22 protein-coding genes are annotated in these 22,013 nt (G+C 66.1%); 13 read left to right on the top strand and 9 right to left on the bottom strand.

The window, feature by feature from the left end; translation table 11 throughout:
• Positions 1–356: 356 nt before the first annotated feature.
• The 3 genes from CRM90_RS06245 to CRM90_RS06255 form a co-directional block, all read right to left on the bottom strand.
• The gene (locus CRM90_RS06245) at positions 357–752 is read right to left on the bottom strand and encodes a MerR family transcriptional regulator (RefSeq protein WP_102806151.1); all 396 of its coding nucleotides are present in this window, start codon (positions 750–752) and stop codon (positions 357–359) included.
• A gap of 11 nt (positions 753–763) precedes the next feature.
• The gene (locus tag CRM90_RS06250; protein WP_102806152.1) at positions 764–2,296 is read right to left on the bottom strand and encodes a SulP family inorganic anion transporter; all 1,533 of its coding nucleotides are present in this window, start codon (positions 2,294–2,296) and stop codon (positions 764–766) included.
• 228 nt (positions 2,297–2,524) lie between these two features.
• The gene (locus CRM90_RS06255; RefSeq protein ID WP_102806153.1) at positions 2,525–3,151 is read right to left on the bottom strand and encodes a stage II sporulation protein M; all 627 of its coding nucleotides are present in this window, start codon (positions 3,149–3,151) and stop codon (positions 2,525–2,527) included.
• A gap of 101 nt (positions 3,152–3,252) precedes the next feature.
• On the opposite strand from CRM90_RS06255, the gene CRM90_RS06260 reads away from it, so the two are divergent.
• Positions 3,253–3,834, top strand: coding sequence for a TetR/AcrR family transcriptional regulator (locus tag CRM90_RS06260; protein WP_102806154.1), 582 nt, complete (start codon positions 3,253–3,255; stop codon positions 3,832–3,834).
• On the opposite strand, the gene CRM90_RS06265 is transcribed toward CRM90_RS06260, so the two are convergent.
• On the bottom strand, positions 3,827–4,414 hold the full coding sequence (locus CRM90_RS06265) for a TetR/AcrR family transcriptional regulator (protein ID WP_102806155.1): 588 nt from the start codon (positions 4,412–4,414) through the stop codon (positions 3,827–3,829). The two genes, CRM90_RS06260 and CRM90_RS06265, sit on opposite strands and share 8 nt — an antisense overlap.
• A 143-nt stretch (positions 4,415–4,557) precedes the next feature.
• On the opposite strand from CRM90_RS06265, the gene CRM90_RS06270 reads away from it, so the two are divergent.
• Both CRM90_RS06270 and CRM90_RS06275 read left to right on the top strand, forming a co-directional pair.
• Complete coding sequence (locus CRM90_RS06270; RefSeq protein ID WP_102806156.1) at positions 4,558–5,046, top strand: nuclear transport factor 2 family protein; 489 nt, start codon at positions 4,558–4,560, stop codon at positions 5,044–5,046.
• Positions 5,047–5,067: 21 nt separating this feature from the next.
• The gene (locus CRM90_RS06275) at positions 5,068–5,277 is read left to right on the top strand and encodes a hypothetical protein (protein WP_102806157.1); all 210 of its coding nucleotides are present in this window, start codon (positions 5,068–5,070) and stop codon (positions 5,275–5,277) included.
• Positions 5,278–5,314: 37 nt separating this feature from the next.
• Here CRM90_RS06275 and CRM90_RS06280 read toward each other — a convergent pair whose 3' ends face one another.
• A complete protein-coding gene (locus tag CRM90_RS06280) occupies positions 5,315–6,856 on the bottom strand; it encodes a phospholipase D family protein (RefSeq protein WP_502693237.1) in 1,542 nt (513 codons plus the stop codon).
• A gap of 78 nt (positions 6,857–6,934) precedes the next feature.
• Between CRM90_RS06280 and CRM90_RS06285 the strand changes: the two genes are divergently transcribed.
• From CRM90_RS06285 to CRM90_RS06305, 5 genes are all read left to right on the top strand, one after another.
• Positions 6,935–7,408 (top strand): SRPBCC family protein, encoded by a 474-nt coding sequence (locus CRM90_RS06285; RefSeq protein ID WP_102806159.1) that lies wholly within the window; start codon positions 6,935–6,937, stop codon positions 7,406–7,408.
• A 68-nt stretch (positions 7,409–7,476) separates the two neighbouring features.
• A complete protein-coding gene (locus CRM90_RS06290; RefSeq protein ID WP_102806160.1) occupies positions 7,477–8,211 on the top strand; it encodes a DUF5666 domain-containing protein in 735 nt (244 codons plus the stop codon).
• A 42-nt stretch (positions 8,212–8,253) separates the two neighbouring features.
• Positions 8,254–8,655: a type II toxin-antitoxin system VapC family toxin gene (locus tag CRM90_RS06295; protein WP_102806161.1), complete on the top strand. Its 402-nt coding sequence runs from the start codon at positions 8,254–8,256 to the stop codon at positions 8,653–8,655.
• 89 nt (positions 8,656–8,744) lie between these two features.
• Positions 8,745–9,533, top strand: a complete 789-nt coding sequence (locus tag CRM90_RS06300) for a DUF1906 domain-containing protein (protein WP_102806162.1) — start codon at positions 8,745–8,747, stop codon at positions 9,531–9,533.
• A gap of 86 nt (positions 9,534–9,619) precedes the next feature.
• Positions 9,620–10,189 carry an HD domain-containing protein gene (locus CRM90_RS06305; protein WP_102806163.1) on the top strand — a complete coding sequence of 190 codons (570 nt, stop codon included), beginning with the start codon at positions 9,620–9,622 and terminating at the stop codon, positions 10,187–10,189.
• Positions 10,190–10,376: 187 nt separating this feature from the next.
• On the opposite strand, the gene CRM90_RS06310 is transcribed toward CRM90_RS06305, so the two are convergent.
• Entirely contained in the window at positions 10,377–11,168 is a 792-nt protein-coding gene (locus CRM90_RS06310) for an SDR family oxidoreductase (protein ID WP_102806164.1), read from the bottom strand.
• Positions 11,169–11,380: 212 nt separating this feature from the next.
• On the opposite strand from CRM90_RS06310, the gene CRM90_RS06315 reads away from it, so the two are divergent.
• The 4 genes from CRM90_RS06315 to CRM90_RS06330 all read left to right on the top strand — a co-directional run bounded on the left by CRM90_RS06315 (position 11,381) and on the right by CRM90_RS06330 (position 15,955).
• Positions 11,381–13,735 (top strand): putative bifunctional diguanylate cyclase/phosphodiesterase, encoded by a 2,355-nt coding sequence (locus CRM90_RS06315; protein WP_102806458.1) that lies wholly within the window; start codon positions 11,381–11,383, stop codon positions 13,733–13,735.
• A gap of 58 nt (positions 13,736–13,793) precedes the next feature.
• Positions 13,794–14,237 (top strand): thiol-disulfide oxidoreductase DCC family protein, encoded by a 444-nt coding sequence (locus CRM90_RS06320; protein ID WP_102806165.1) that lies wholly within the window; start codon positions 13,794–13,796, stop codon positions 14,235–14,237.
• A gap of 75 nt (positions 14,238–14,312) precedes the next feature.
• The gene (locus CRM90_RS06325) at positions 14,313–14,711 is read left to right on the top strand and encodes a Zn-ribbon domain-containing OB-fold protein (RefSeq protein ID WP_102806166.1); all 399 of its coding nucleotides are present in this window, start codon (positions 14,313–14,315) and stop codon (positions 14,709–14,711) included.
• A gap of 32 nt (positions 14,712–14,743) precedes the next feature.
• The gene (locus CRM90_RS06330; RefSeq protein ID WP_102806167.1) at positions 14,744–15,955 is read left to right on the top strand and encodes a thiolase family protein; all 1,212 of its coding nucleotides are present in this window, start codon (positions 14,744–14,746) and stop codon (positions 15,953–15,955) included.
• 42 nt (positions 15,956–15,997) lie between these two features.
• On the opposite strand, the gene CRM90_RS06335 is transcribed toward CRM90_RS06330, so the two are convergent.
• Positions 15,998–18,259 carry a putative bifunctional diguanylate cyclase/phosphodiesterase gene (locus CRM90_RS06335; protein ID WP_233209193.1) on the bottom strand — a complete coding sequence of 754 codons (2,262 nt, stop codon included), beginning with the start codon at positions 18,257–18,259 and terminating at the stop codon, positions 15,998–16,000.
• Positions 18,260–18,443: 184 nt separating this feature from the next.
• Here CRM90_RS06335 and CRM90_RS06340 point away from each other — a divergent pair, with 184 nt between their 5' ends.
• Positions 18,444–19,817 carry an NAD(P)/FAD-dependent oxidoreductase gene (locus CRM90_RS06340; RefSeq protein ID WP_102806169.1) on the top strand — a complete coding sequence of 458 codons (1,374 nt, stop codon included), beginning with the start codon at positions 18,444–18,446 and terminating at the stop codon, positions 19,815–19,817.
• A 67-nt stretch (positions 19,818–19,884) separates the two neighbouring features.
• Here the strand turns inward: CRM90_RS06340 and CRM90_RS06345 are convergent, their stop codons facing one another.
• Positions 19,885–20,658 (bottom strand): cutinase family protein, encoded by a 774-nt coding sequence (locus CRM90_RS06345; protein WP_502693238.1) that lies wholly within the window; start codon positions 20,656–20,658, stop codon positions 19,885–19,887.
• A 211-nt stretch (positions 20,659–20,869) separates the two neighbouring features.
• Positions 20,870–21,793 carry a TIGR03564 family F420-dependent LLM class oxidoreductase gene (locus tag CRM90_RS06350; protein ID WP_102806460.1) on the bottom strand — a complete coding sequence of 308 codons (924 nt, stop codon included), beginning with the start codon at positions 21,791–21,793 and terminating at the stop codon, positions 20,870–20,872.
• Positions 21,794–22,013 lie beyond the last annotated feature (220 nt).

A 22,013-nucleotide genomic window follows, 5' to 3' on the forward strand; every position in this document is an offset into this window, starting at 1 on the left:
AACAACCACGTCAACGGGCAACACGAAATCACCCGTCCACGGTTTCAGGCTAAGACGTGACCTTCATCGATGACGGTTCGCTGGGTCTGGCCGCCCACCACCGCAACCGTGTTCCGCGTTCAGTTGGTCAGCTGATAATGCGGAAGTCGCCAGGCCGCCAGTCCCCGTTGGATGCCTCCGTCTGAGGCCCGTAGATGCGGAAGTAGAAAAACATCCCCTGCCGGAATGGTAGGCCGTGACTCCCCTGTCATCACGGAGATGACAAGTTCACTGAGACGAACAGGACCACGATCGTCTCACTCAACATGGCATTTCTGCAGCTGACGGATGACAACAACATTGAGACCGGACGTCCGCTACCCGCGCTGTTCGTGGTCGATTCCGGCTGCTCGGGAGACGAGCAACTCGCTGAGTTCTTCGGCGTAGGCAAGCTGCTTGCGTAATTTTGCAGCGCTTTCCTGCGTCTTGACTTGGAAATCATGCAGTAAGCGCGCGGCGGCGGTGCGTCGATCGGCAGGTGCTCCCGCATCGCCCAGCACGTCGAGTGAGTCCAGGAGGTCTTTCATCTCGGTCAGAGTGAACCCGAGTGGTTTCATCCGGCGGATGACGAGCAACCGGTCCACGTCGGTGTCGGTGTAGAGGCGGAATCCCCCGGCGGAGCGTGCAGAGGGCGTGACCAGACCCACTTCGTCGTAATGACGCACCGTGCTGACGGAAAGCTCAGTGCGGCTGGCGACTTGCCCGATCTGCATGTGTGTGTCGGTCAATGGCTTGCTCCGAGCGTTCCCGAGAGTCGGTCGTGACGGTCGGCGGAATCGGTGTTCAAGCCAACGATATCGACGTGTTTGCCCTTCGCGCGGTATTTGCTTGTCACCGCGTCGAGGGCGGCGACGGTCGAGGCGTCCCAGATGTGGGAGCCGGACATGTCGATGACGATGTTGGTCGGATCGTCGGTGTAGTTGAACTGGTAGACAAGGTCGTTGCTCGAGGCGAAGAACAGTTCACCGGTCACGCGATAGACAGCGGTATCAGGCGCACCATTCGGCTCCTCCTCCTTCACCACGGTCACCAGGTGGGCGACGCGGCGGGCGAAGAGGACCATCGCGGTCAGCGCCCCGACGATCACGCCGTAGGCCAGGTTGTTGGTGGCCACCGTGACGGCCACGGTGGTGAGCATGACCAGAGTCTCGCTGCGCGGCATCCGCCGCAGGGTGGCCGGAGAGATGCTGTGCCAGTCCATGGTTCCGACCGACACCATGATCATGACGGCCACGAGGGCGGCCATCGGGATGGTGCCGACAACGTCGCGCAGGCCGACGACCAGTCCGAGCAAGAACAGGCCCGCGAGGAACGTCGAGATGCGGGTGCGGGCGCCGGCGACCTTGACGTTGATCATCGTCTGGCCGATCATCGCGCAACCACCCATGCCGCCGAACAAGCCGGTCACCATATTGGCGATGCCCTGCCCCCAGCTTTCCCGGGATTTGTCGCTGTGCGTGTCGGTGATGTCGTCGACCAGCTTGGCGGTGAGCAACGACTCCAGCAGCCCGACCAGCGCCACCGCCAGTGCGTAGGGCGCGACGATCGACAAGGTGTCGAGATTGAGCGGGACGTGCGGGATGAACAGGGACGGCAGACTGGTGGGCAGTTTTCCCTGGTCCCCGACGTTGGGGATGTGGATCTTGAACGCGAGCACAGTCGCGGTGAGGATCACGATGGCGATCAGAGGCGCCGGTATGGCGGTCGTCAGCCGCGGCAGGAACACCATGATGATCAGCCCGACTGCGACGAACGGATAGACCAGAACAGGGACGCCGATGAGGTACGGCAGCTGCGACAAGAAGATCAGGATCGCCAAGGCATTGACGAATCCCACCATGACGCTGCGAGGCACGAACCGCATCAATCGCGCCACCCCGAGCAGACCGAGCACGATCTGCAATGCGCCGCCGAGCAATACGGCGACGACGAGGTAGTCCAGGCCGTGCTCTCGGGTCAGCGGCGCGATCACCAAGGCGATACTGCCGGTGGCCGCGGAGATCATGGCAGGACGGCCGCCGGTGATCGCGATCGTCACGGCCATGGTGAACGACGCGAACAGCCCGACACGGGGGTCTACGCCGGCGATGATGGAGAACGAGATGGCCTCGGGAATCAGTGCCAGCGCGACGACCAGACCGGCAAGCACCTCCGTTTTGAGGCGTCTCGGCGATCGCAGCGCCGCCAGCACCGACGAAGAAGGGTCGGTACTGGCTTCGCGCACGGTGGAAGCAGGCGAAATCGGCTGCGAATTCATGGATCTCATTCGATATCTAGGCACCGTAATGCCAGTCGGACGCGCCCGGTGGGCCGCGCTGCGGGACAACGATCGGGATTGAACCCTACTCTCCAGTGAGGGAAGAGTTGGTATCGAGTGGGTGGAATCACAGCGCGGGGCCATCCGCCCGCGCGAGCTCACCCGTTTCAGCTCGCGCCACTCCCCTTGCGGGCGAACCGGTTTCGTGTGCGAACGTAGCGCCTTCCGCTACAGCAGCCAGTAGGCCAGCGGATGCACCAGGTAGCGCAACGAGAACGCCTCGTACACCGCACCGACGACCAGCAGAGCCAGCGCCGGCAGCGCCAGCCAGGCGAGATCCTGCAGCCCACGAAGATAGCCCTGGCGGCGGTTGTCGGCGCCGACGGTCCGGGGGCTCACCCAGCCCCTGCCGAGCAGATAGACACCCAGCAGCATCAGCAGGTAGGCCTGAAGTTCGACGACCACTGTCAGCGTGTGCGGTATCAGGGCCACCCAGCCGATATCGGTCACCGGGACGAGCGTCATCCCCGTCGTTACGGCCCAATAGGCGAACAGCGCGACACCGGCGAACGGCACGATCAATGACGGCGCAACGATGGTCAGCACGCCCATCCGGAGTGTGTTGACCGCCAGGATCGTCAGTGCGAACAGCCAGGGGTTGGTGATCAGCGACTGGACGAGATCGGCTGTCCCGTCATCCTGTAACCGTCTGTGCTGCGCCTCGCTGAGTTGCGGGAAAGCCAGCCCGAGCCCGAAGCCGACGAGAAGCACGCCGTAGACGCCCACATTCGCCACCAGGTAGGCCCTGGCATTGTCGGCGACGATACGGAACGGGCGCCACTGTCGGATGGTCATACGGTCCTCTCGTCCTGCACTAACACACTGTATTAGTCGAAAGTAACACAGTGTGCTAGTACAGTGATCTGCGCGGGATCCCCGCCGAAGGAGGACTCCCCATGCACGCGCGAGAACGCATTCTCACAGCGGCGGCCGAGATGATCGCCGAAGACGTGACCACCACTCTCAGCGTTCGCGCGGTCGCGGCGCGCGCCGGCGTGAGCACAGGATCGCTGAGATTCCACTTCCCCACCCAGCGCGCGCTCCAGGATGAAGTGCTCACCAGAATTTATGAGCACTTCATCCCCGACGATCCGATCCGCGACTCGTCTCGGCCAGCTCGGGACCGGTTGGTCGACTGCCTACGGCAGGTGCTGTCAGCGGCCGGGGTCGGTGACGAAGCCCGAAAGGCTTGGGGTGCTGCGTATCAGCACTTCATCGCACCCGAACCTGACGATAAAATCCGTTCGGCGTATCTCGCGCACGAACGTGCGTCGGCAGGTCGTGTCGAGTACTGGCTGGGCGTGCTGGCCGACGAAGGTGCGCTTCCCCGAGAGGGTTTCGCACAGAAGGTGCGGTTCCTACTCACCGTTCTCAACGGTCTATCTGTACAACGCGCGCTGCCGTCCGCAGTATCGGTTCTGCAGGCCGAAACCGAGACGCTCTGCACCGCCGTCGACGCGGTGCTGGGGGCTAACTAGCGCGGCCCAGCGTCGACGCGATCGTCGCCAGTGCTTTCACCGCCGCTGTGGCGTCACGCTGATACTGGGCATGCACGACGGCGCCATCAAGTGCCACGCCGAGCGCCTGCGCCGTCCGGGTTCGATTCGCCCCCGGCGGGAGCGTCTCCTTGATCGCCGCGACCACGTCTGCCTTGTGCCGTGCCGTGATGGCGTGAACCTCGGGCAATTCGGCGCCGAGCTCGCTGACGCTGTTCAGGAACGCGCACCCACGGAACGAGTCTGCCGTCAGCCATTCCTCGACCGCAGCTACCACCGGGGGTCGGCGACGATTGCCTGCGTGGCGATCGAGAGCATCGACAAACCAGTCCATCCAACGACGATGTCGCAGTTCCAAATACGCAACGATCAGTGCGTCTTTGCTTGGAAAGTGGCGATAGAAAGTCACTTTGGTGACGCCGGCTTCCGCTATCACCTTGTCGATACCGGTCGCCCGAATTCCCTCGCGGTAGAACAGTCGGTACGCGGTGGCCAGTATCCGATCCCGGGCCGGGAGGGCCGGCAGATCGATCTCCGGATCAAGAGTCTCGGCGATGCTCACTCCGCGATTGTAGACAGATCTGTCCACATATGCACCATGCCATGTAGACAGAGTTGTCTACATGGGTTACGGTTTCGGTCATGTAGACAGCTTCGTCTACATAGGCATCCCATTCGATCAACCCAAGAAAGTGAGAGACGACCATGACGACGGCCTCTGCCACGACGTCCAAGCCTCCAGTTCCACCGTTCACTGATGAACTCGCCGTTCAGAAGGCCCGGCTGGCTGAGAATGCCTGGAATACCTGCGATCCGCAGGTCGTGGCGCAGGGATATTCGGTGGACAGCGTCTGGCGTAACCGGTCTGTGTTCGTGACGGGCCGTGCACAGATCGTCGAGTTCTTGAGCGGAAAGTGGGACCGCGAACACGAATACCGACTCATCAAAGAGTTGTGGGCGCACAGTGACGACCGCATCGCGGTCCGCTTCGCCTACGAGTACCACGATGATTCTGGTCAATGGTTCCGGGCCTACGGCAACGAGAACTGGCTCTTCGATGAGTACGGCCTGATGACACGTCGTCACGCCAGCATCAACGATCTGCGGATCGACGACAGTGAGCGAAAGTTCTTCTGGGACCGCAGCGCGCCACGACCGGCAGATCATCCGAGCCTGTCTGACCTCGGTCTCTGACTACCTCGTAGGCTGCACGGCGTGCACAACGTGATTTTGGCCAGTGCCGCGTCGACGGCGGCGCTGACGATTGGACTGGCGGTCTATGCAGCATTGATCTTCGCCGGCATCGCGGTGGCGATCTACGACGTACGTCGGCACCGACGGGGCCGGGCGATCGCCGCCACGGTGATGGTCGGGTTGCTGACCCTTCTCGGCCTGGTGATCGCGATCGTCAGCAGTGTCGCGTGAACGCCCCCAGTGAAATCCCGGCGCTCCCTACGCCGCTCTACAGCCGATCACGCAGCCGGTCGCGATACGAGCGCCCGTCCGGGTCATAGATCACGCGGTACAAGGGTTCTGCCCACGCGCGGGTTCGCCAACTCAGGCGCTCCGGCCGGTGCGGCCGCAGGCGGCCCGGTGGCCTCTCGCCCTGGCATCCTGACTGGTACCACCCCTCCAGCGCCTCGGCCGCGGCGGTGATGTCACGTATCGCGGTGACCGGGTCGGTCAGATTTCCGTCCTGGCTACCGTCGGCCGGCCGGTCCAAATGCTCACGCAATAGCCGCAGCCTGAGGTCGCGTGCGAACGTTCCTTCGGAATCGAGTACAGCACAGGATAATTCGCTGTCATGGGTCCATGACCGCCGATTGAGGTTGTCGCTGCCGACGCAAGCCCAGATGTCGTCGATCACGCAGACCTTCGCATGCACGTACACCGGTGTCCCGCGGTGATTCTCGACATCGAAGATGTGGACACGCTCGGCACTCGCGGCCTGACATGTCGCAATCGCCTGCCAGCGGCCGACCAGATTCGGCGGCAGGCCCAATCGGCCGTCGACGTCAGGATGGCGCGGAATGACCGCCACCAGATGCAGATCCGGGTTCTCGCGCAGTGCCTGCGCGAACAATGTGGCCACTCGTGCCGACCACAGGTACTGGTCCTCGACGTAGATCAGGCGGCGGGCTCGGGGTACCACCTTGTTGTACGCACGCGCGATGCTTCTCTCTCCGCGGGGTGCGAAGTCGTACCGGAAATGTGCGTCCGGGTAGGTACGCAGAACCTGTACGGCATGGGGTCCGCATTCCGGCGGATCCGGCGGCTGATCCGGCAGCCGTCCCGGCGAAAGGTCGGCGCCGCGTAGCTTGTCCATCACCCATGCCACCGGCGACAACGCGTCGGGCGGCGTGCGGTCGTTCCAGCGCTCCCGAAATGTGGTGTCGAGGGCGCCGACGGCCGGACCGCGGATCTGCAGTTGTACGTCATGCCACGGCGGAGTGCTCCCATAGATATCGGCCATCTGCACCGCCTGGGGGTCGCCGTCGTGCGACTCGTCATCGCGGCGGGAATGGCACAGGTCGATGCCACCCGCGAACGCGATATCCCGTTGCGGCGCTTCAGGATGCCGAATCACGACCAATTTCTGGTGATGCGAGCCGCCGGCCCGCACGCGCTGGTCCAGCAGCACTTCGCCCCCTGCCGCTTCGATGGCCTCGCCCAGGTGCTCGTTCTCCTCCTCGCTGTACTGGAACTTGTCCAGATGCGACCGCCACACCAGCCCCTTGACCACCACCCCCCGTTGCGCGGCCTGACAGAACAATTCGCGGATCGTCGGTCCGCCGTCGCGCAGGAGTTCGTCGGGATCGCCACGCCAGTCGGTGAAGAAGACATAGTCACCCGCCTGCAGCGCCTCCACCTCGGCGGCGAGTCGCTCGAAATAGGTGGCACCGTGAATCAAAGGTTCGACGCGATTGCGCTCCGACCACGCTGGTATCCGGGTGGCAGGGTTGCCCCGCTCATCGCGGGTCAGGAACCATTCGGCGGGCGTCACCACGCCCTTCAAGTGCCCGTTCGCAGTTCGGGCTACACCAGGGCCCTACTGTCGTCCCGCGCGTGACAGGATCGATCCGTGAGCGAACGCATCGAGGTTCAACGACTCATCCCCGCGCCTGCCGCAGACATTTTCGCGGTGCTCTGCGATCCGCAAGGGCACGTCGCGATCGACGCCACCGGCATGCTGCAGGACGCCGACGGGTCGTCCGTCGGCGCGGTCGGCGACAGCTTCGTCGTGCACATGGATCGTGAATCGCTCAACGACTATCCGTTGGGCAAGTACGACGTCACCGTGTCGATCACGCAGTTCGAACAGGACACGCTGATCGCCTGGACGATTTTCGGCCAGCTGAAGCCCGATATCGGGCACGTGTACGGCTACCGGCTGGAGCCCGCGGATGGCGGTACGGCGGTCACGTCGTTCTATGACTGGTCCGACATCGACCAGCACTGGCGCGACGCCAAGATTTTCCCGATCGTCGGCGAGCCGGCACTGCGCGCGACACTCGGCATCCTTGAGCGGGCCGTGCGGCGAGGCTATCCGCGGTAGCCGCAACGCACAGCTCACTCATGCGGGCTGTAAAGGGCAGTCCAAGTTCGGCGGCCGACTGTGGACCCATGACTCTCCCCGTTCCGGTATCACTGACGCGTCGGCATGCGGTGCCGATCCTGATCGGCCTCACCGCACTGTCGCTGGCGGCATGCGGGTCCTCTCCCACCGCCGCGACCTCCTCGACACAAGCAGCGGGGTCGACGAGCGCGACGGCGCCGGCGACCTCGGGTTCCGCACCGTCGAAAGGCGGTGCCAAGGACCACGTGTCGGGTTTGATCACGTCGGTCAACGGCGGCACGGCCGTGGTCAGCGACAAGAACGTCACGTCCAACGTGGGCTTCACCTCGGCGACGAAGGTCTCCGAGGTGACCCCGGCCGCGGTCACCGACGTCACCGTCGGCAGCTGTGTTTCTGTGCGTCCGGCCCGCGGCAGCAACCCGGCGCCGGACGGTCCGGTGACGGCGGCGGCGATATCGGTCAGCGCACCGAGAGACGGCCAATGCTTCGCCGGCGCCCGTCAACAGGCCGGTTCCGCGGGTCACGGTGGCGTGCGCGGCACGGTGACCTCGGTCAGTGGCGGCACGCTGGTCGTGACGGCGGCGGGGAGCAACACACCCACCAATGTCACCCTGGCCGGTACCACCACCTACACCAAGCGCGCTGCCGGCGACGTCCAGGCGATCGCGCAAGGAATGTGCGTCAACGCGCGCGGCACCAAGGATGGCGGCGGCACGCTTCAGGCGACCATGATCGGCCTGCGGCCGGCCGACAACGGCAGTTGCCCGGCGATGAACCGATGAGCTGTTCCTGCGCATAGAGCAGGGCCGTGCGACGGTGTTCCGATGACAGTCTTCGTCGTCGACGCACAGGTGGCCATCGACCTCGCGACCGGCGGACGGACCGTTGCGCCGGAACACAGCCTCACCGCCCCCACCCTGCTCCGCTCACAGGCGCTCGCACTTGTCTACAGCTCGGTGCGCCGTGGCGACTACGACGAACGGACCGGGCGGAAGGTTCTCGACGATATCCGGGGACTTCGAATCCGCCTTCTCGGTGATCGAGCGCTGCAGGATCGTGCGTGGCGGATCGCCGCCACGCTGAACTGGCCGGACACCTATCGCTCCGAGTACATCGCATTGACGCAGCTGCAAGCAGACGCACTGGCCACCGTCGATGAGGAACTCGAGGCAGCGGCAGGCGCATTCGTCGAAACCGTCTCCCCCGCCGCGATTCTGCGGCCCTAGCGTAACGATCGAAGCTCATCTTGACCTGAAACAGACAACAATCAGCGTGGGAACACCGTTCACGGCAGTCACATCGTTAACATCGCGCGATGCACGATTTGCCCCCGGCCGCAGGCCGTCCGGTCACCCGGCGTGACGCGTTGCGCTTCGCCGGCGCCGTGGCGGGCCTCGGTGCCGCATCGCTGGGCTGGGGCACGCCGGAGGCCGCCGCCGCGGCCCCCACCCTGATCGACTTCGCGGCCAAACAGATCCCCGCCCAGCACATCCGTGCCGCCGGCCACTCCGGGGTGGTCAACTATGTCTCGACCTCACGGCCGGGCTCGTCGTTCGGCGCCAAGCCGATCACCCTGCCCTACGCACAGTCGCTGACCGCCGCGGGTCTGGTGATCGTCAGCAACTACCAATACGGAAAGCCAGGTGGGACAGCACCGTCGGACTTCCTGCGCGGTTACGCCGGCGGTGTCGCCGACGCACGCACCGCCTGGCAGCTGCACACCGCGGCCGGCGGCGGCCAGAGTGCCCCGGTATTCTTCACCATCGACGAGGACATCAATCGCGACACATGGAATCGCGTTGCACTCCAATGGTTTCGAGGGATCAACTCGGTGCTCGGTGTTCAGCGCACGGGGGTCTACGGCGGTATCGACGTGTGCCAGTGGGCGTTGGCAGACGGCGTCATCGGGCGGTCGTGCACGCCTGGCCGCGCGTGGGCCTGGCAGACCAAGGCGTGGTCCGGCAACCGGGTGCACCCCGCCGCCGTTCTCTACCAGCGCATCGTGAGCACCGCGTCGAACCCCGGCCCTTTGGTCGGCGGCCTGGAAGTCGACGTCAACGACGTCCTGGCCTCCGATGTCGGCCAGTGGAACCTGCATCCGTGACGGCATCTGCGCGCGATCGTCGCGTCACCTAGCCGAAACACGCCCCGGCTAGGTTTGGCCGGACGCCGTCCCGAGAGGAGCCGACGATGAGCGCGCCGACCCGGGCGACATACCGCACCATGGCCGAAGGCACCGCGCAGGACTATGCGCTGATCGAGCGGGCCGAAGCGGCCAACAACGCCGGACTGGTGGACCGGGTGCTGGCCCTGGTGGAAGCCCTGGCCGAGGGACAGCAGGCCTACCCGATCAGCCGGCTCGATCATTCCCTGCAATCGGCGACCCGCGCCTTCGAGGACGGTCGCCCGCCCGACTACGTCGTGGCGGCCCTGCTACACGACATCGGCGACACCTATGCGCCCCATGCGCACGGGGCGTTCGCGTCCGCCGTCATAGCGCCGTACGTCTCCGAACAGGTGGCCTGGATCGTCCGGGTGCACCCCGAATTTCAGCAGTACTACTACGCGCCGCACATGGGCGGCTTCCGGGACGCCCGGGAGCGGTATCGCGGGCACCCGTGGTTCGGCGACGCCGTGGAGTTCTGTGAAAGCTACGACCAGAACTGTTTCGACGCGCAGTTCGAGCACCGGCCGCTCGAGTTCTTCCGGCCCATGGTCGAGGACGTCTTCGCCCGCGAGCCGTGGCTCGCGGCACGCTGATTCAGGCGGCGTCCTGGGCGCTGGCGCAGGATGCGCAGTCGGGGCTGTCGATGTCGAGTTGCCCGCAAGCCGGGCAGATGAACGGAATCATCAGGTTTCCTTCGTCTCGCGGTCCGACGTCGGCTGTCGACGACGCTGGCGGATTCTTACCCCGCGCCGTCACGCTCGAAACGTCGTCGCCTTGCCGCTACCGCAGGGTGCGTTGGTAGCGGCGCATACCGGCGATCCAGCGGTCGTAGTCGGCGCCTTTCTGCCGGTACATCGTCAGCACCTCGGGGTGTGGCAGCACCAGGAACGTCCCATCGACGATCGCCTGAACCACGAGGGCTGCCACGGTGTCCGGACTGATCACCTCGCCCGCACTGGTGACCGCAGAGCCGGCCACCCGGATCTCTTCGTCCGGCGAGTCGGACATGCCCCGCAGCAGCGGGGTGTCCACCCCCATCGGGCATAGGCAGCTCACACCAATCCCGTTGTCGCCGTATCGAATCGCCAGCCATTCGGCGAACCCGACGGCAGCGTGCTTGGTCACGCTGTAGGGGGCGGCGCCGAGTTGGGTGAGCAGACCGGCGGCCGACGCGGTGACGACGAAGTGCCCACTGCCCCGCGCAACCCATTCCGGCATGACTGCCTTGGCCGCCCGGATGTGCGCACGCAGGTTGATGTCGATGATCCGGTCCCAGGCGGCTTCGTCGTCGCCGAGTCCGGCTTCACCGGTGATACCGGCGTTGGCAACGTAGATGTCCGTTCGCCCGAACGCCCCGCGCGCGGCATCGAGCAGGGCGGCGATTCCGTCCCGGCTCGACGCGTCCGCCGCCACCCCGACGCCACCGATCATCGCAGCGGTGTCAGCCGCCGAATCCGCGTCGATGTCGCCGACCACCACCGAGGCGCCGCCCGCTGCCAGGGCCGCAGCGACAGACCTGCCGATGCCTGAGCCCGCTCCGGTGACCACCGCCACCGCGTTGTCGATGTCCACGGGCACATGTCTAGCGCACGGGACGGAGGTTGCGCGTCCAGCCACCCACACGTTGAAAAGCTGAAACGTTGCTGCTGATGCACCAGCGGGTGTTTAGACCAGCTTCTGACCGGTGATTTGCCTTTGTACTCCTTTGCACGTCCGCTATTCTGGCTGCGGCTTCACGTTGTCCCGGAGAGTTGTGCCACCGGGCGGTGCAGGAAGGGGCCGCGATGCCCAAGACCGCCCGGGTCGCGATTGGTACCTCGGTGATCTTCGCGACCTTCGTGGTCTGGATTCTCAGCGGGAGATCGCACGGTGATGCCGTCAAAGCCGTCGACGACATCGTGTTCGTGCTGCTGACGGTTCCCGCTGCGTTGTTCACGGCCCTGGCGGCGCGAGCAGTGCACGGGAGGCTGCGGGCCGCGTGGGTTGCCATCACGATCGGGATGGTCGGCTGGGCACTCGGCGAGATCCTGTGGACCTATTACGAGCTCGCTCTCGAGGAACCCCCGTTCCCATCCCTGGCCGACGCGGCCTATCTGATCATGCCGGTCGGCTTCGGCGTGGGTCTGCTGCTGTTCCCCGCCGACAGCGGCCAGTCACGGGCCAGGACACTGCTCGACGGGGTGATCGTGGCCGGGTCGCTCTTTCTGGTGAGCTGGGTGACGATCCTGAACCCGATCTACTCAGCCGGCTCGGACGGCGCACCGGCGGTGATCATCTCCCTGGCCTACCCGCTGTCGGATGTGGTGGTCCTCACCATCGCGGCGATGGCGTGGCTGCGCGCTGCCGACGATCAGCGCGGGGTGTCGACGCTGTTGACCATCGCGATGGTTGTCATTGCTCTGTCCGACAGCGGCTTTGCCTACCTATCGGCGAAGAACGACTACTCCAGCGGAAACCTGATCGACATCGGATGGGTCGCCGGCCTGATGCTCATCATGGTGGCGGCCACCGCCAGCCGTGACGAGGTTCGCCGGCCCCGCGTACGCGCCAGCCTGGCCGGCTGGGCTCCGGTCTGGTTCCCCTACGCGCCACTTCTCCTGGCCGGCATCGTCGCCGCCGCCGAACCGGCCACCGTCTTCCAAACCCCGTTGGTAGGGACGGTCGGAACGCTGCTGATGCTCGCGGTTCTGGGCCGCCAGTATCTGGCGGTGCGGGAAAATCGCCGACTGCTCGCCACCGTCGCCGAACAGGCGCTGCGTGATCCGTTGACGGGCCTGGCCAACCGCGCGATGTTCTCCGACCGACTCCAGGAGGCGATGCAGCGCCGCGAGCGGGACAGCGGGGCGGTGGCGCTGATCATCCTGGACCTGAACGATTTCAAGCTTGTCAACGACACACTCGGTCATCCAGCCGGCGATGAATTGCTGAACCGGGCCGGTGAACGAATCCTGGGTTGTGTCCGCAACAGCGACACCGTGGCCCGCCTGGGCGGCGACGAGTTCGTCGTCCTCGTCGACGACGACCCGCTGCACAAGCACGCCGACCAGATCGCCCAGCGGGTGGCCGAGTCCTTCGACAAGCCGTTCGCCATCGATGGCCAGGAATTGTTCATCCGACCCAGCGTCGGGCTGGCCGTCGCGGGCGCCGACGAACCCGAGGTATCCGCCGAAGAACTGGTCAAACGCGCAGACACCGCCATGTATGCGGCCAAGAAAACCCGCACCAACGGTGTGCACCGGTTCACCCCCGATCTGCAGGTGGCCACGTCTCCCGACGACGGCCTGGTCCACCGGTTGCGCAGCACACCGTCCACCGAGGATTCAGCCGCGGCCCAGCTGTTGGGTGAGCTACGCCAAGCGATCGACTCCGTCGAGCTCACGCTGGCCTATCAGCCCAAGTTCGACCTCCTCACCGGCCACATGGTGGGTGTCGAGGCCCTGGTGCGCTGGCCGCACCATCGCCGCGGGCTGCTCAGTCCCGACGAATTCCTGCCACTCGTTCGCCATCACGGTCTGATGCGCCCGGTCACCGATCTGGTGATCAACACCGCACTCGACGCTGCGCGGGGGTGGCATCAGGCCGCGGTGCATCTGCCGATCGCCGTCAACATGTCGGCACCGCTGCTTGCCGATCCGCATCTGCCCGCCCGCATCCGTCGGGCGCTCGCGGACCGGAACCTGCCCGCCAGTGCGCTGACCGTCGAGATCACCGAAGACCTGGTACTCGGCAACATCGAAGGCACTCGGGAAGTTCTGAACCAGTTGCGCCGCAGTGGAATTCGTATCGCCATCGATGACTTCGGGACTGGCTACTCCACCCTGTCCTATCTGTGCGAGCTGCCGGTCGACGAGGTGAAGCTGGACCGGCGGCTCGTCGTCCAGATTCTGCACGATGCCAGGGTGGCGACCGTGGTCCATGCGGTGATCACGCTCGCTCACGAACTGGGCTTGATCGTCGTCGCCGAGGGTGTCGAAGACGCCGACGTCGCCGCGCGCCTCATCGAGTTCGGCTGCGATGTGGTGCAGGGCTTCTACTTCAGCGTGCCCTTGTCAGCCGACGACGTGTTGCGGATGGTCACCGATGCGCCGGAACCCCTCGGTGCCGGAACCCCTGTGACGTCAGGAACAGAACGGACCTGAGCCCGGCCCGATTTGGGATGATGAAGGCCGAATCGCCGCGTTGGCAAGGGAGGTCGTGATGACACCGACAGACAACTCCCCCACCGCGCCGGTACTGCTCTACGACGGTGTGTGCGGGGTCTGCAATAGCGCGGTGCGCGCCATTCTTCGACACGACCGGCGCGGGACTCTGCGCTTCGCGGCGTTGGACAGCGACTTCGCTCGCGAGATGATCGCTCGGCACCCCGAGCTGGCCGGTGCGGACACCGCGGTCTTCGTACGCGACGCCGGGCGACCCAGCGAAACCGTGTACCTGCGCTCGACGGCGTTGCTGCAGGTCGCGGCATATCTCGGCGGCTGGTGGCGGTTGACACTGACGGCGTACGTGATCCCGCGGGCCGCGCGCGACTGGCTCTACGAACGGTTCGCCGCCGTGCGTTACCGGATCGGCGGCCGGCATGACACCTGCCCGATCCCGACAGCAGAGGTGCGCAACCGCTTCCTGGACTCGGCCTACGGCTGAGCTGTCGGCACACCCGCTCTGTCGAGGCCGCCGCCCCTTCGCTAGCGTCACAGGGACCTACGAACGGAGGTTCACATGGCCGAGCGCATCCCGATGGTCGACTACCTCGTGCTCGACGACGGTGAACCCCATCTCGTGGCCCATGAATGCACGGCGTGCGGCGCCCGATTCTTCGACCGGCGCAACGCCTGCGCCAACTGTTTCGCCACCGATTTTCGGACCGTCCCCCTGGCAACCGAAGGCACAGTGCGCACGTTCACCATCGTCACCTTCGCCGCACCGGGCGTGCCCGTCCCCTTCGTCGCGTCGATCATCGACTGCGACGGCACGCAAGTGCGTGCCAATCTCGTCAACGTCGAACCCGATCCCGAACACGTCCACGACGGCATGAAGGTGCGGCTGAGCACCTACTCACTCGGCGCCGACGCAGAAGGAACCGAGGCCATCGGCTTCGGCTTCGAGCCCGTGGCCTGAGTCCCGCCACCACACCGTTCCAAGGAGATGCCATGAGTGCCAGCGACGACATTTTCATCCTCGGTATCCGGATGACCAAATTCGGCAAGCATGCCGATAAGGACGCCGTCGACCTGGCCGCGGAAGCCGCGATGGCCGCGCTCGCCGACGCCGGCGTGACCATGGCCGACATCGGCGTGCTGGCCGCCGGCAACCTGATGAACGCCAGCGCCGGCATCGGCCAGCAGCTGCAGAAGCAGATCGGCCAGACCGGGATCCCGGTGTACAACGTCGCCAACGCGTGCGCCACCGGGGCTACCGCGCTGCGCACCGCGATCATGGCGGTCAAGGCCGGCGAGGTTCGCTACGGCATGGCAGTCGGTGTGGAAAAGCTCTCGGGCGCTGGACTTCTCGGCGCAGGCGGTCGCAAAAAGGACGACTCCGACGTCTGGCAGCCGGCCGGACGCTTCGGCGCCGTCGCACCGATCGACGGGCGCATCGGTACCGAGGCCATGCCCGGAGTGTTCGCCCAGATCGGCACCGAATACGGCCACAAGTACGGCGGCACGAGCTTCGAGCTGTTCGCCAAGATCAGCGAAAAGAACCACGCGCATTCGACATTGAATCCGCTTGCGGCCTACCAGAAGCGCTTCACGCTGGAGCAGATCATGAACGACGTCATGATCGCCTACCCCAACACCCGCCCGATGTGCTCGGCCAACTGTGACGGCGCTGCGGCAGCGATCGTGTGCAACGGCGAAACCCTCAAAACACTGTCGGCAGAACAACGTCGGCGCGCGGTGAAGGTGTCGGCGTCGGTGCTGACCTCCGACCCCTACGAAGAGGGCTGCCAGGTACTTCCGAACGTCAACACCCTGACGCGCAACGCCGCCGCCACCGCCTACGAGCAGGCCGGCATCGGGCCCGGCGACCTCGACCTGGTCGAGCTGCACGACTGCTTCGCGACCGCTGAACTGGTCCACTACGACAACCTGATGCTGTGCGAGGAAGGCGGTGCCGCCGACTTCTTCAACTCCGGCGCCACCTGGCGCGACGGCTCGACCCCGGTCAATGTGTCCGGTGGTCTGCAGTCCAAGGGTCATCCGATCGCGGCGACCGGCATCGCCAACATCTGGGAGATCTGCCACCATCTGCGCGGCGAGGCCGGCGATCGTCAGATCGAGAACGCCAAGGTTGGGCTTGCCCACGTCATCGGGCTCGGGTCGGCGTGCGGTGTCCACATCCTGGAGAAGTCCGCGGCCTGAGCGCTGGGCGGAAGCGCTGTTCGGCGCTCGCACAGCAGTCGGCTACCACGCGGTCAACGGCACCCCGATATCGGACAGCTCTTTCGCCCGCCCGAACAGGTGGCCCTGGGCCAGGCCGCAGCCGGCCAGGAATATGGTCTCCGCCTGGTCGGCGGTTTCGATGCCTTCGGCGATGACGTTGAGACTCAACGCTTCACACAGTCCGATGACCGACCGGTACAGGGTGAGATTGCGCGCGGGGTCGACACCCAGAGCGAGGCCGCGATCCAACTTCACGATCTGTACCGGTAATTCGTGCAGATACGTCAGCGAGTTGTAACCGGCGCCGAAATCGTCCAGAGCGACTCTGATACCGAGGTCATTCAACCGCCTGATGGCCGCCGCTCCCTCGGCCAGGTCGACGATCGGAACGGTCTCGGTGATCTCCAAAACGAGCCGGGCGGGGGGCAGCCCGTGCCGAGCGAGCGTGCGGCTGATGATGCCTTCGAATTCCGCGCTGCCGAGGCGCGCCGCACCGATGTTCACGTGGACGTCCACGTCCAGGTCCGACGCCGCGATCTGCGCGCAGGCCTGATCCAGGACCAACGAATCCAGTTGCGCCCCCAGGCCGTTGGCTTCGGCCAGCGAGACGAACGTCTGCGGAGGGATCTGCATCCCGCTCGGCGTGGTCCACCGCGCCAGCGCCTCCACCGCGACCGGCGTGCCGTGCGGGAGTGCGACGATGGGCTGATATTTCAGTCGGAAGCCCTGCGGGACTCCGCCCTTCGCCTGGCGGAGTGCCGTCGGGAAATCCTCCGACACGCTGAACGGCGGCCGGTAGACCACCGCGGTGTCCTTGCCCATTCGTTTGCCGGTGTACATCGAGATGTCGGCCTGCCGGAGTAGGTCGTCCGACGTCGGCGGCAGACCGTGATGCCCCGGGCTGACGAGCCCCATGCTTGCCCGTACCCGGATCGACGTCCCGTGCACCGAGAACGGAGTCCGAAGTGCGAGTCGCAGTTGGTCGGCGACGATCTCCGGTGCTCCGACGGCGCCGGCGATCAGGATGGCGAACTCGTCTCCCCCGATACGAGCGAGTGTGTCGTCGCGTCCCAGGCAGCTGCGCAGGCGGGCGCTGATCGCGCACAGCAACTCGTCACCGGCCGCGTGCCCGAACCGGTCGTTGACCTCCTTGAAGTCGTCGATGTCGACGAAGATCAACACAAACGGCCCATCCCGGATCGCGTCGTCCAGCCGCTGCGCCAGCAGCAACCGGTTGGGCAGATTCGTCAACGCGTCATGATGCGCTTGATGAGCGAGGCGGCGCTTGGCGTCGACGAGCTGCGCGGTCAGCACCCGCTGGATGCGCATCGCAACCAGATAGCGGGTCGCCACCAGCAACGCCAGGGCGAGATAGGTGGACGCGAAGAACATGTCGATGCCGCGGCCGACGAGTACCTGGAACGCAAGGAGGGCAGTACTGCCCATGAAGCCCACATAGGGCAAGGTCAGCTGCGCCCAGTTGGTCGGCAGCTCGTTCTCGGGGCGGGGGCGCGGCGGCAGTTCGAGCAGGCTCCACGCGATCAGCAGCGGCCCGAACACGAACCCGGTGCCGATCCATAGATCCAGGTTCGTCACCTCGACGCTGCGCAGGTAGGCCAACAGCCGATCAGCGGAGACGAGGGTGATCACCGCAGCCGCGATCAACATGTAGTTGGCCCGCCCCAAGCGGTACGGCGGGTACCACATCGCGAGCAGAACAGCGACCATCACCACGACGAGTTCCACGATGGCGATGCCGAAAATGACCGCGGTACTGGTCGATCGCGGTAATGCACTGCTGTCCACAGCCCCTGGCCGGGCCAGGTAGATGAACTGAGCGAACGACAGTGCGCTGATCAGTCCGTCGAGCAGGGTGGTGAAGATCCGTGGCCACGCCGGCGCTCGGCGGGGCAGGTCGTGGTCGCGGCCTGCGCGGATCAGCAGGACCATCGCCGCGCAGAAGAAGAACGCGCCGACGAAATAGCCGGCCACGGTCAACCACGGCACGGGCGCATTCCGGTCGGCGTGCCCTGTCAGCTGCCACAGGAGTTCGGCCCCCAGGAAGATCGCGACCGCGGCGAGCAGGGTCGTCCGCCACCACCGCGACAGCCCGGTCACTCGCGGGATCACGGCGAGGCCGACCACCAAGGCGGCCACACCCACGATTGCCTCGAGGGTGAATTGCACCCGCAGCGCCGTCGCCACTCCCCACAGGCCGAGCGCATTGAACGCTGCCGCGGCGACGACCGCGGCAGACAGCCCGCAACGCAGGCGGCGACTCACAAGCGACAACGCGCTCCCCTCCAGCCCGCGGCGTCGACCCTCCACAGCGTGGCAGAATGGCGCGACGGCCGGAGCCGTTATCGCGCAACTGACCACGGTCGGCGTTCGACCGGCAAATCGATCGGGTAGCCCGTATACATCGCTTTCCGAACCGGCACTTCAACGACAATGAGGTTGATTCGACATGGGTAGTGGACGCCCCAAAGTGCTCATCATCGGAGGCGGTTTCGGTGGCCTGTTCTGCGCGCGTCGGCTCGGGCGCCTCGACGTCGACGTGACGTTGCTCGACCGGGCGGCCTGCCATGTCTTCCAGCCGCTGCTCTACCAATGTGCGACAGGGACGCTCAGCATCGGGCAGATCAGCCGGTCCCTGCGCGAGGAGTTGGCCCACCACCGCAACGTCACGACGCTGCTGGGCGAGGCCATCCGGCTCGGTGCCGACGCGCGCCGGGTCACGGCCCGCCGTCCTGACGAGACGATGTTCGACATCGACTACGACTACCTGGTGATCGCGGCCGGTATGCGGCAGTCCTACTTCGGCAAGGAGGAATTCGCGGCGTGGGCGCCCGGGATGAAGACCCTCGACGATGCGCTCAGCATCCGGCGCAGAGTTTTCGCGGCGTTCGAGATCGCCGAGACGTTGCCGCCGGGCCCCGAGCGCGACGAGTGGCTCACCTTCGCGGTCGCCGGCGCCGGACCTACCGGTGTCGAATTGGCCGGGCAGATCAGAGAACTCGCGACGCGGGCACTGGCCAAAGAGTTTCACAGCATCGAGCCGGAGGAGGCCCGGGTGCTGTTGTTCGACGGCGGAGAACGCGTACTCAAGAGCTTCGCTCCCGCCCTCACCGAGCGTGCAACGCGCGAACTCGAGAAGCTGGGCGTCGAAATGCACTTCGGTGTCCACGTCACCGATGTGCGCCGCGGCGGAGTGACCGTGAGTTCGAAAAGCGGCGGACCCGACAAGGATTACGCGACGCGCACGGTGCTGTGGACGGCCGGCGTCGAGGCGGTGCCCTTCGCCCGCCACGCGGCCGAGGCGCTGGGCGCCGGCACCGACAGATCGGGCCGCATCGCAGTCGACGCCGACCTGTCGGTGGCGGGGCATTCCACGGTTTTCGTCATCGGCGACCTCGCCGGCCGCGACGGACTGCCCGGTGTCGCCGAGAACGCCATGCAGGGCGGTCTGCACGTCGCCGCGTGCATCAAGCGTGACCTCGATGCGCGAAGCCGCAAGAGCTTTCGCTACCGCGACCTCGGGTCCGCGGCCTACATCAGCCGCGGCCATGCCCTGCTACAGGCCGGTCCGATCAAGCTCACCGGTATCGCAGGCTGGCTTGGGTGGGGCTTCATCCACATCGCATTCCTCACCGGCGTGCGCAACCGATTCAGCACCGTCGCAACGTGGATGGCGTCCATCGCACGGGCCAACCGCAGTGACCGCACCTTCATTCTGGGTGGGTCCGGTCACCCCGAGGAGCCGTATACGTGGCAGTCGCCGGTGCACCAGGGCCGCGAAGAGGCGACGCCGACCGACCGTGACGATCAGAGCGCCGGGTGAGCGTGGCGACAAGCCGACGGCCGGACCCAGTCCTCTCGGACTGGCATCCGGCCGTCGGTGACGGGGGTCAGTTGGCTGCGTCGACCTGCGCGGCGGTCTGCACCAGCGTGGCCGCCGGGGCGGGGCCGCCGAGCTTGCTCACCACGAAGTCAGCAGCCTGATCGGCCATCCCGTTGCTCTTGTAGGAACTGTGGGCGCTGCGGTCCAGCCCGCCCGGGTAGCAGACCGGGTCGCCGGTGGCGCACAGCTGAACGGTCTTTCCCGCGTAGGCGCCGCCGATCGCGATCGGGGGTGCGCTGCGGTCGGCCAAGCCCAGGAACCAGTCGTCGGGGGTGCCGAACAGCGCCACCGCGGCAACATGGGATGCGACGGACGCGGGCAGCGGCCCGGAGATGCTGGCGGGCAGCGTGACTCCGGCCGGAACAGTGCTCGACGTGGTGTAGCCGGCCACCGCCGCGCCCTGCGAGTAGCCGCCCAGCACGATCTTGGTCGACGGGCATTCCGTCGCGACCGACTGAATCTTGTTGGCCGCATCGGCGACACCGTCGACCGCCTGTCCGAAGTTCAGCGACGCCGGATAGTTCACGCCGTACGCCTCGACCGTCTTACCCGGCAGCCGCGCGCTCAGCGCGTCGACGAATGCCTGGCCGGTGGCGCCCACGCCGGGTGCCTCGAACGTGCCACGCGCGAAGACGACCTCGACTGCGGCGCACGAGTCCTCGGCGGCGTTGGCGGTGGCGGCGGGACCGGCGAACAGACCGGCGACGACGGCGAACGACGCGACCGCGGCGAGCGCGCCTGTCTTGGTGGCGTTCTTCATGCGGGCCAGTGGTGTGTTCATCAGATCGTCCCCATCCTCGAGCGGCTTCTGCCTGCTACAAGCGGGGATCCCCTACCTGCGATTCCGCCGGTGTCAAGTGATCTATCTCACCGGGACAAAACCGGGACGACCGGGATGGCCTGCGTCGCGCTCGGCGTTGGCAATAGCTCATCGCCGGCTCATCGCTGGCTCATCGCCGTCCGCGGACTCCGGTGCGATGACCTCTGCGGACCTACGTGTCGTAAGCGCGCAACAGGGCGCGGGTGCGCGCCCGGCCCTCCGGCGACGCATCGAACGTCGCCGCGACGTACTCGTCGACACCGGCCGCCGCCAGTTCGTCGAGGCGCCCCCGCACCGTCTCCTCGTCACCGATGATGGCGGCGTCCTGGGGACCGGCGTAGCCCTCGCGATCGAGCATCGCACGGTACGACGGCAGATGACCGTAGACGGCGAACTGTTCGGCCGCCTGCGTGCGGGCCGCGTCGACGTCGTCGGTGACACTGATCGGCAGCGACGCGGCGACGCGAACCGCATCGGGTCGACCGGCGCCCTCCGCGGCCTCACGCAGTGCCGGCCCGACATGCTCGGCCAATGTCTTCGGTCCGGTCATCCACGTGCAGGTTCCCGAGGTCCGTCGGCCGGCGATCTTCAACAGTTGGGGACCGAGCGCCGCGATGTAGACCTCGGGCCGGGGCGCCCCGGCGATCATCAGGGCCCCGCGGGTGGTCACCGTCTCCCCTGCCGCGTCGGCGGGCTCACCGGCCAGCAGGGGCAGCAGCCCGTCGAGGTATTCGTTGAGTCGGCGTACCGGCTTGTCCCACGGGATTCCCCACATCCCTTCGGTGACCGCCTGATGGGTCATCCCCAGCCCCAGCGTGAATCGGCCGCCCGAGGCGAGACTGAGGGTGAGGGCGCGCTGCGCCATGAGCATCGGATGCACGTTCTGGATCGGCACCACCCCGCTGGCCACTTCGATGGTGTCGACCTCGTGCAGGGCGATCGCAAGCACCTCGAAAAGATCTGGCTCGTAGGGCAATTGACTCATCCACACCCGCTTGAAGCCTTCGTCGCGCAGCATTGCCAGGTTGGCGATCGTCGCGTCGATCGGTGAGTCGGTTCCCGATCCGCTGAGTTGGGCGAACATGCTTACCTGCATCACCACCACGCTCCTGTCGCGTCACTGTCCGTCATCGCGCCGGTCCGCTGAGCGACCCGATCCGCACCTCACTCTGCTGCACCCGGGCGCCCCACATCAAGCACGCCCGATCCGGCTCGGCCAACGGTGACATCTCAGTGACGAACGCGTCAGTTCGGTTCCCCGGGTTGTCGATCTTCCACAAGCTGGTCGGTACATGGTCACCGTCGGTCAGGAAGCG

Origin of the sequence: Mycobacterium sp. ENV421, from assembly GCF_002887815.1 — a bacterium.
GTDB lineage: Bacteria > Actinomycetota > Actinomycetes > Mycobacteriales > Mycobacteriaceae > Mycobacterium.

Coding starts and splice junctions, on each gene's coding strand:
- CRM90_RS06245 (WP_102806151.1), bottom strand. CDS start 752: ATGCAGATCGGGCAAGTCGCCAGCCGCACTGAGCTTTCCGTCAGCACG.
- CRM90_RS06250 (WP_102806152.1), bottom strand. CDS start 2,296: ATGAATTCGCAGCCGATTTCGCCTGCTTCCACCGTGCGCGAAGCCAGT.
- CRM90_RS06255 (WP_102806153.1), bottom strand. CDS start 3,151: ATGACCATCCGACAGTGGCGCCCGTTCCGTATCGTCGCCGACAATGCC.
- CRM90_RS06260 (WP_102806154.1), top strand. CDS start 3,253: ATGCACGCGCGAGAACGCATTCTCACAGCGGCGGCCGAGATGATCGCC.
- CRM90_RS06270 (WP_102806156.1), top strand. CDS start 4,558: ATGACGACGGCCTCTGCCACGACGTCCAAGCCTCCAGTTCCACCGTTC.
- CRM90_RS06290 (WP_102806160.1), top strand. CDS start 7,477: ATGACTCTCCCCGTTCCGGTATCACTGACGCGTCGGCATGCGGTGCCG.
- CRM90_RS06295 (WP_102806161.1), top strand. CDS start 8,254: ATGACAGTCTTCGTCGTCGACGCACAGGTGGCCATCGACCTCGCGACC.
- CRM90_RS06300 (WP_102806162.1), top strand. CDS start 8,745: ATGCACGATTTGCCCCCGGCCGCAGGCCGTCCGGTCACCCGGCGTGAC.
- CRM90_RS06305 (WP_102806163.1), top strand. CDS start 9,620: ATGAGCGCGCCGACCCGGGCGACATACCGCACCATGGCCGAAGGCACC.
- CRM90_RS06315 (WP_102806458.1), top strand. CDS start 11,381: ATGCCCAAGACCGCCCGGGTCGCGATTGGTACCTCGGTGATCTTCGCG.
- CRM90_RS06320 (WP_102806165.1), top strand. CDS start 13,794: ATGACACCGACAGACAACTCCCCCACCGCGCCGGTACTGCTCTACGAC.
- CRM90_RS06325 (WP_102806166.1), top strand. CDS start 14,313: ATGGCCGAGCGCATCCCGATGGTCGACTACCTCGTGCTCGACGACGGT.
- CRM90_RS06330 (WP_102806167.1), top strand. CDS start 14,744: ATGAGTGCCAGCGACGACATTTTCATCCTCGGTATCCGGATGACCAAA.
- CRM90_RS06340 (WP_102806169.1), top strand. CDS start 18,444: ATGGGTAGTGGACGCCCCAAAGTGCTCATCATCGGAGGCGGTTTCGGT.
- CRM90_RS06345 (WP_502693238.1), bottom strand. CDS start 20,658: ATGAACACACCACTGGCCCGCATGAAGAACGCCACCAAGACAGGCGCG.
- CRM90_RS06350 (WP_102806460.1), bottom strand. CDS start 21,793: ATGCAGGTAAGCATGTTCGCCCAACTCAGCGGATCGGGAACCGACTCA.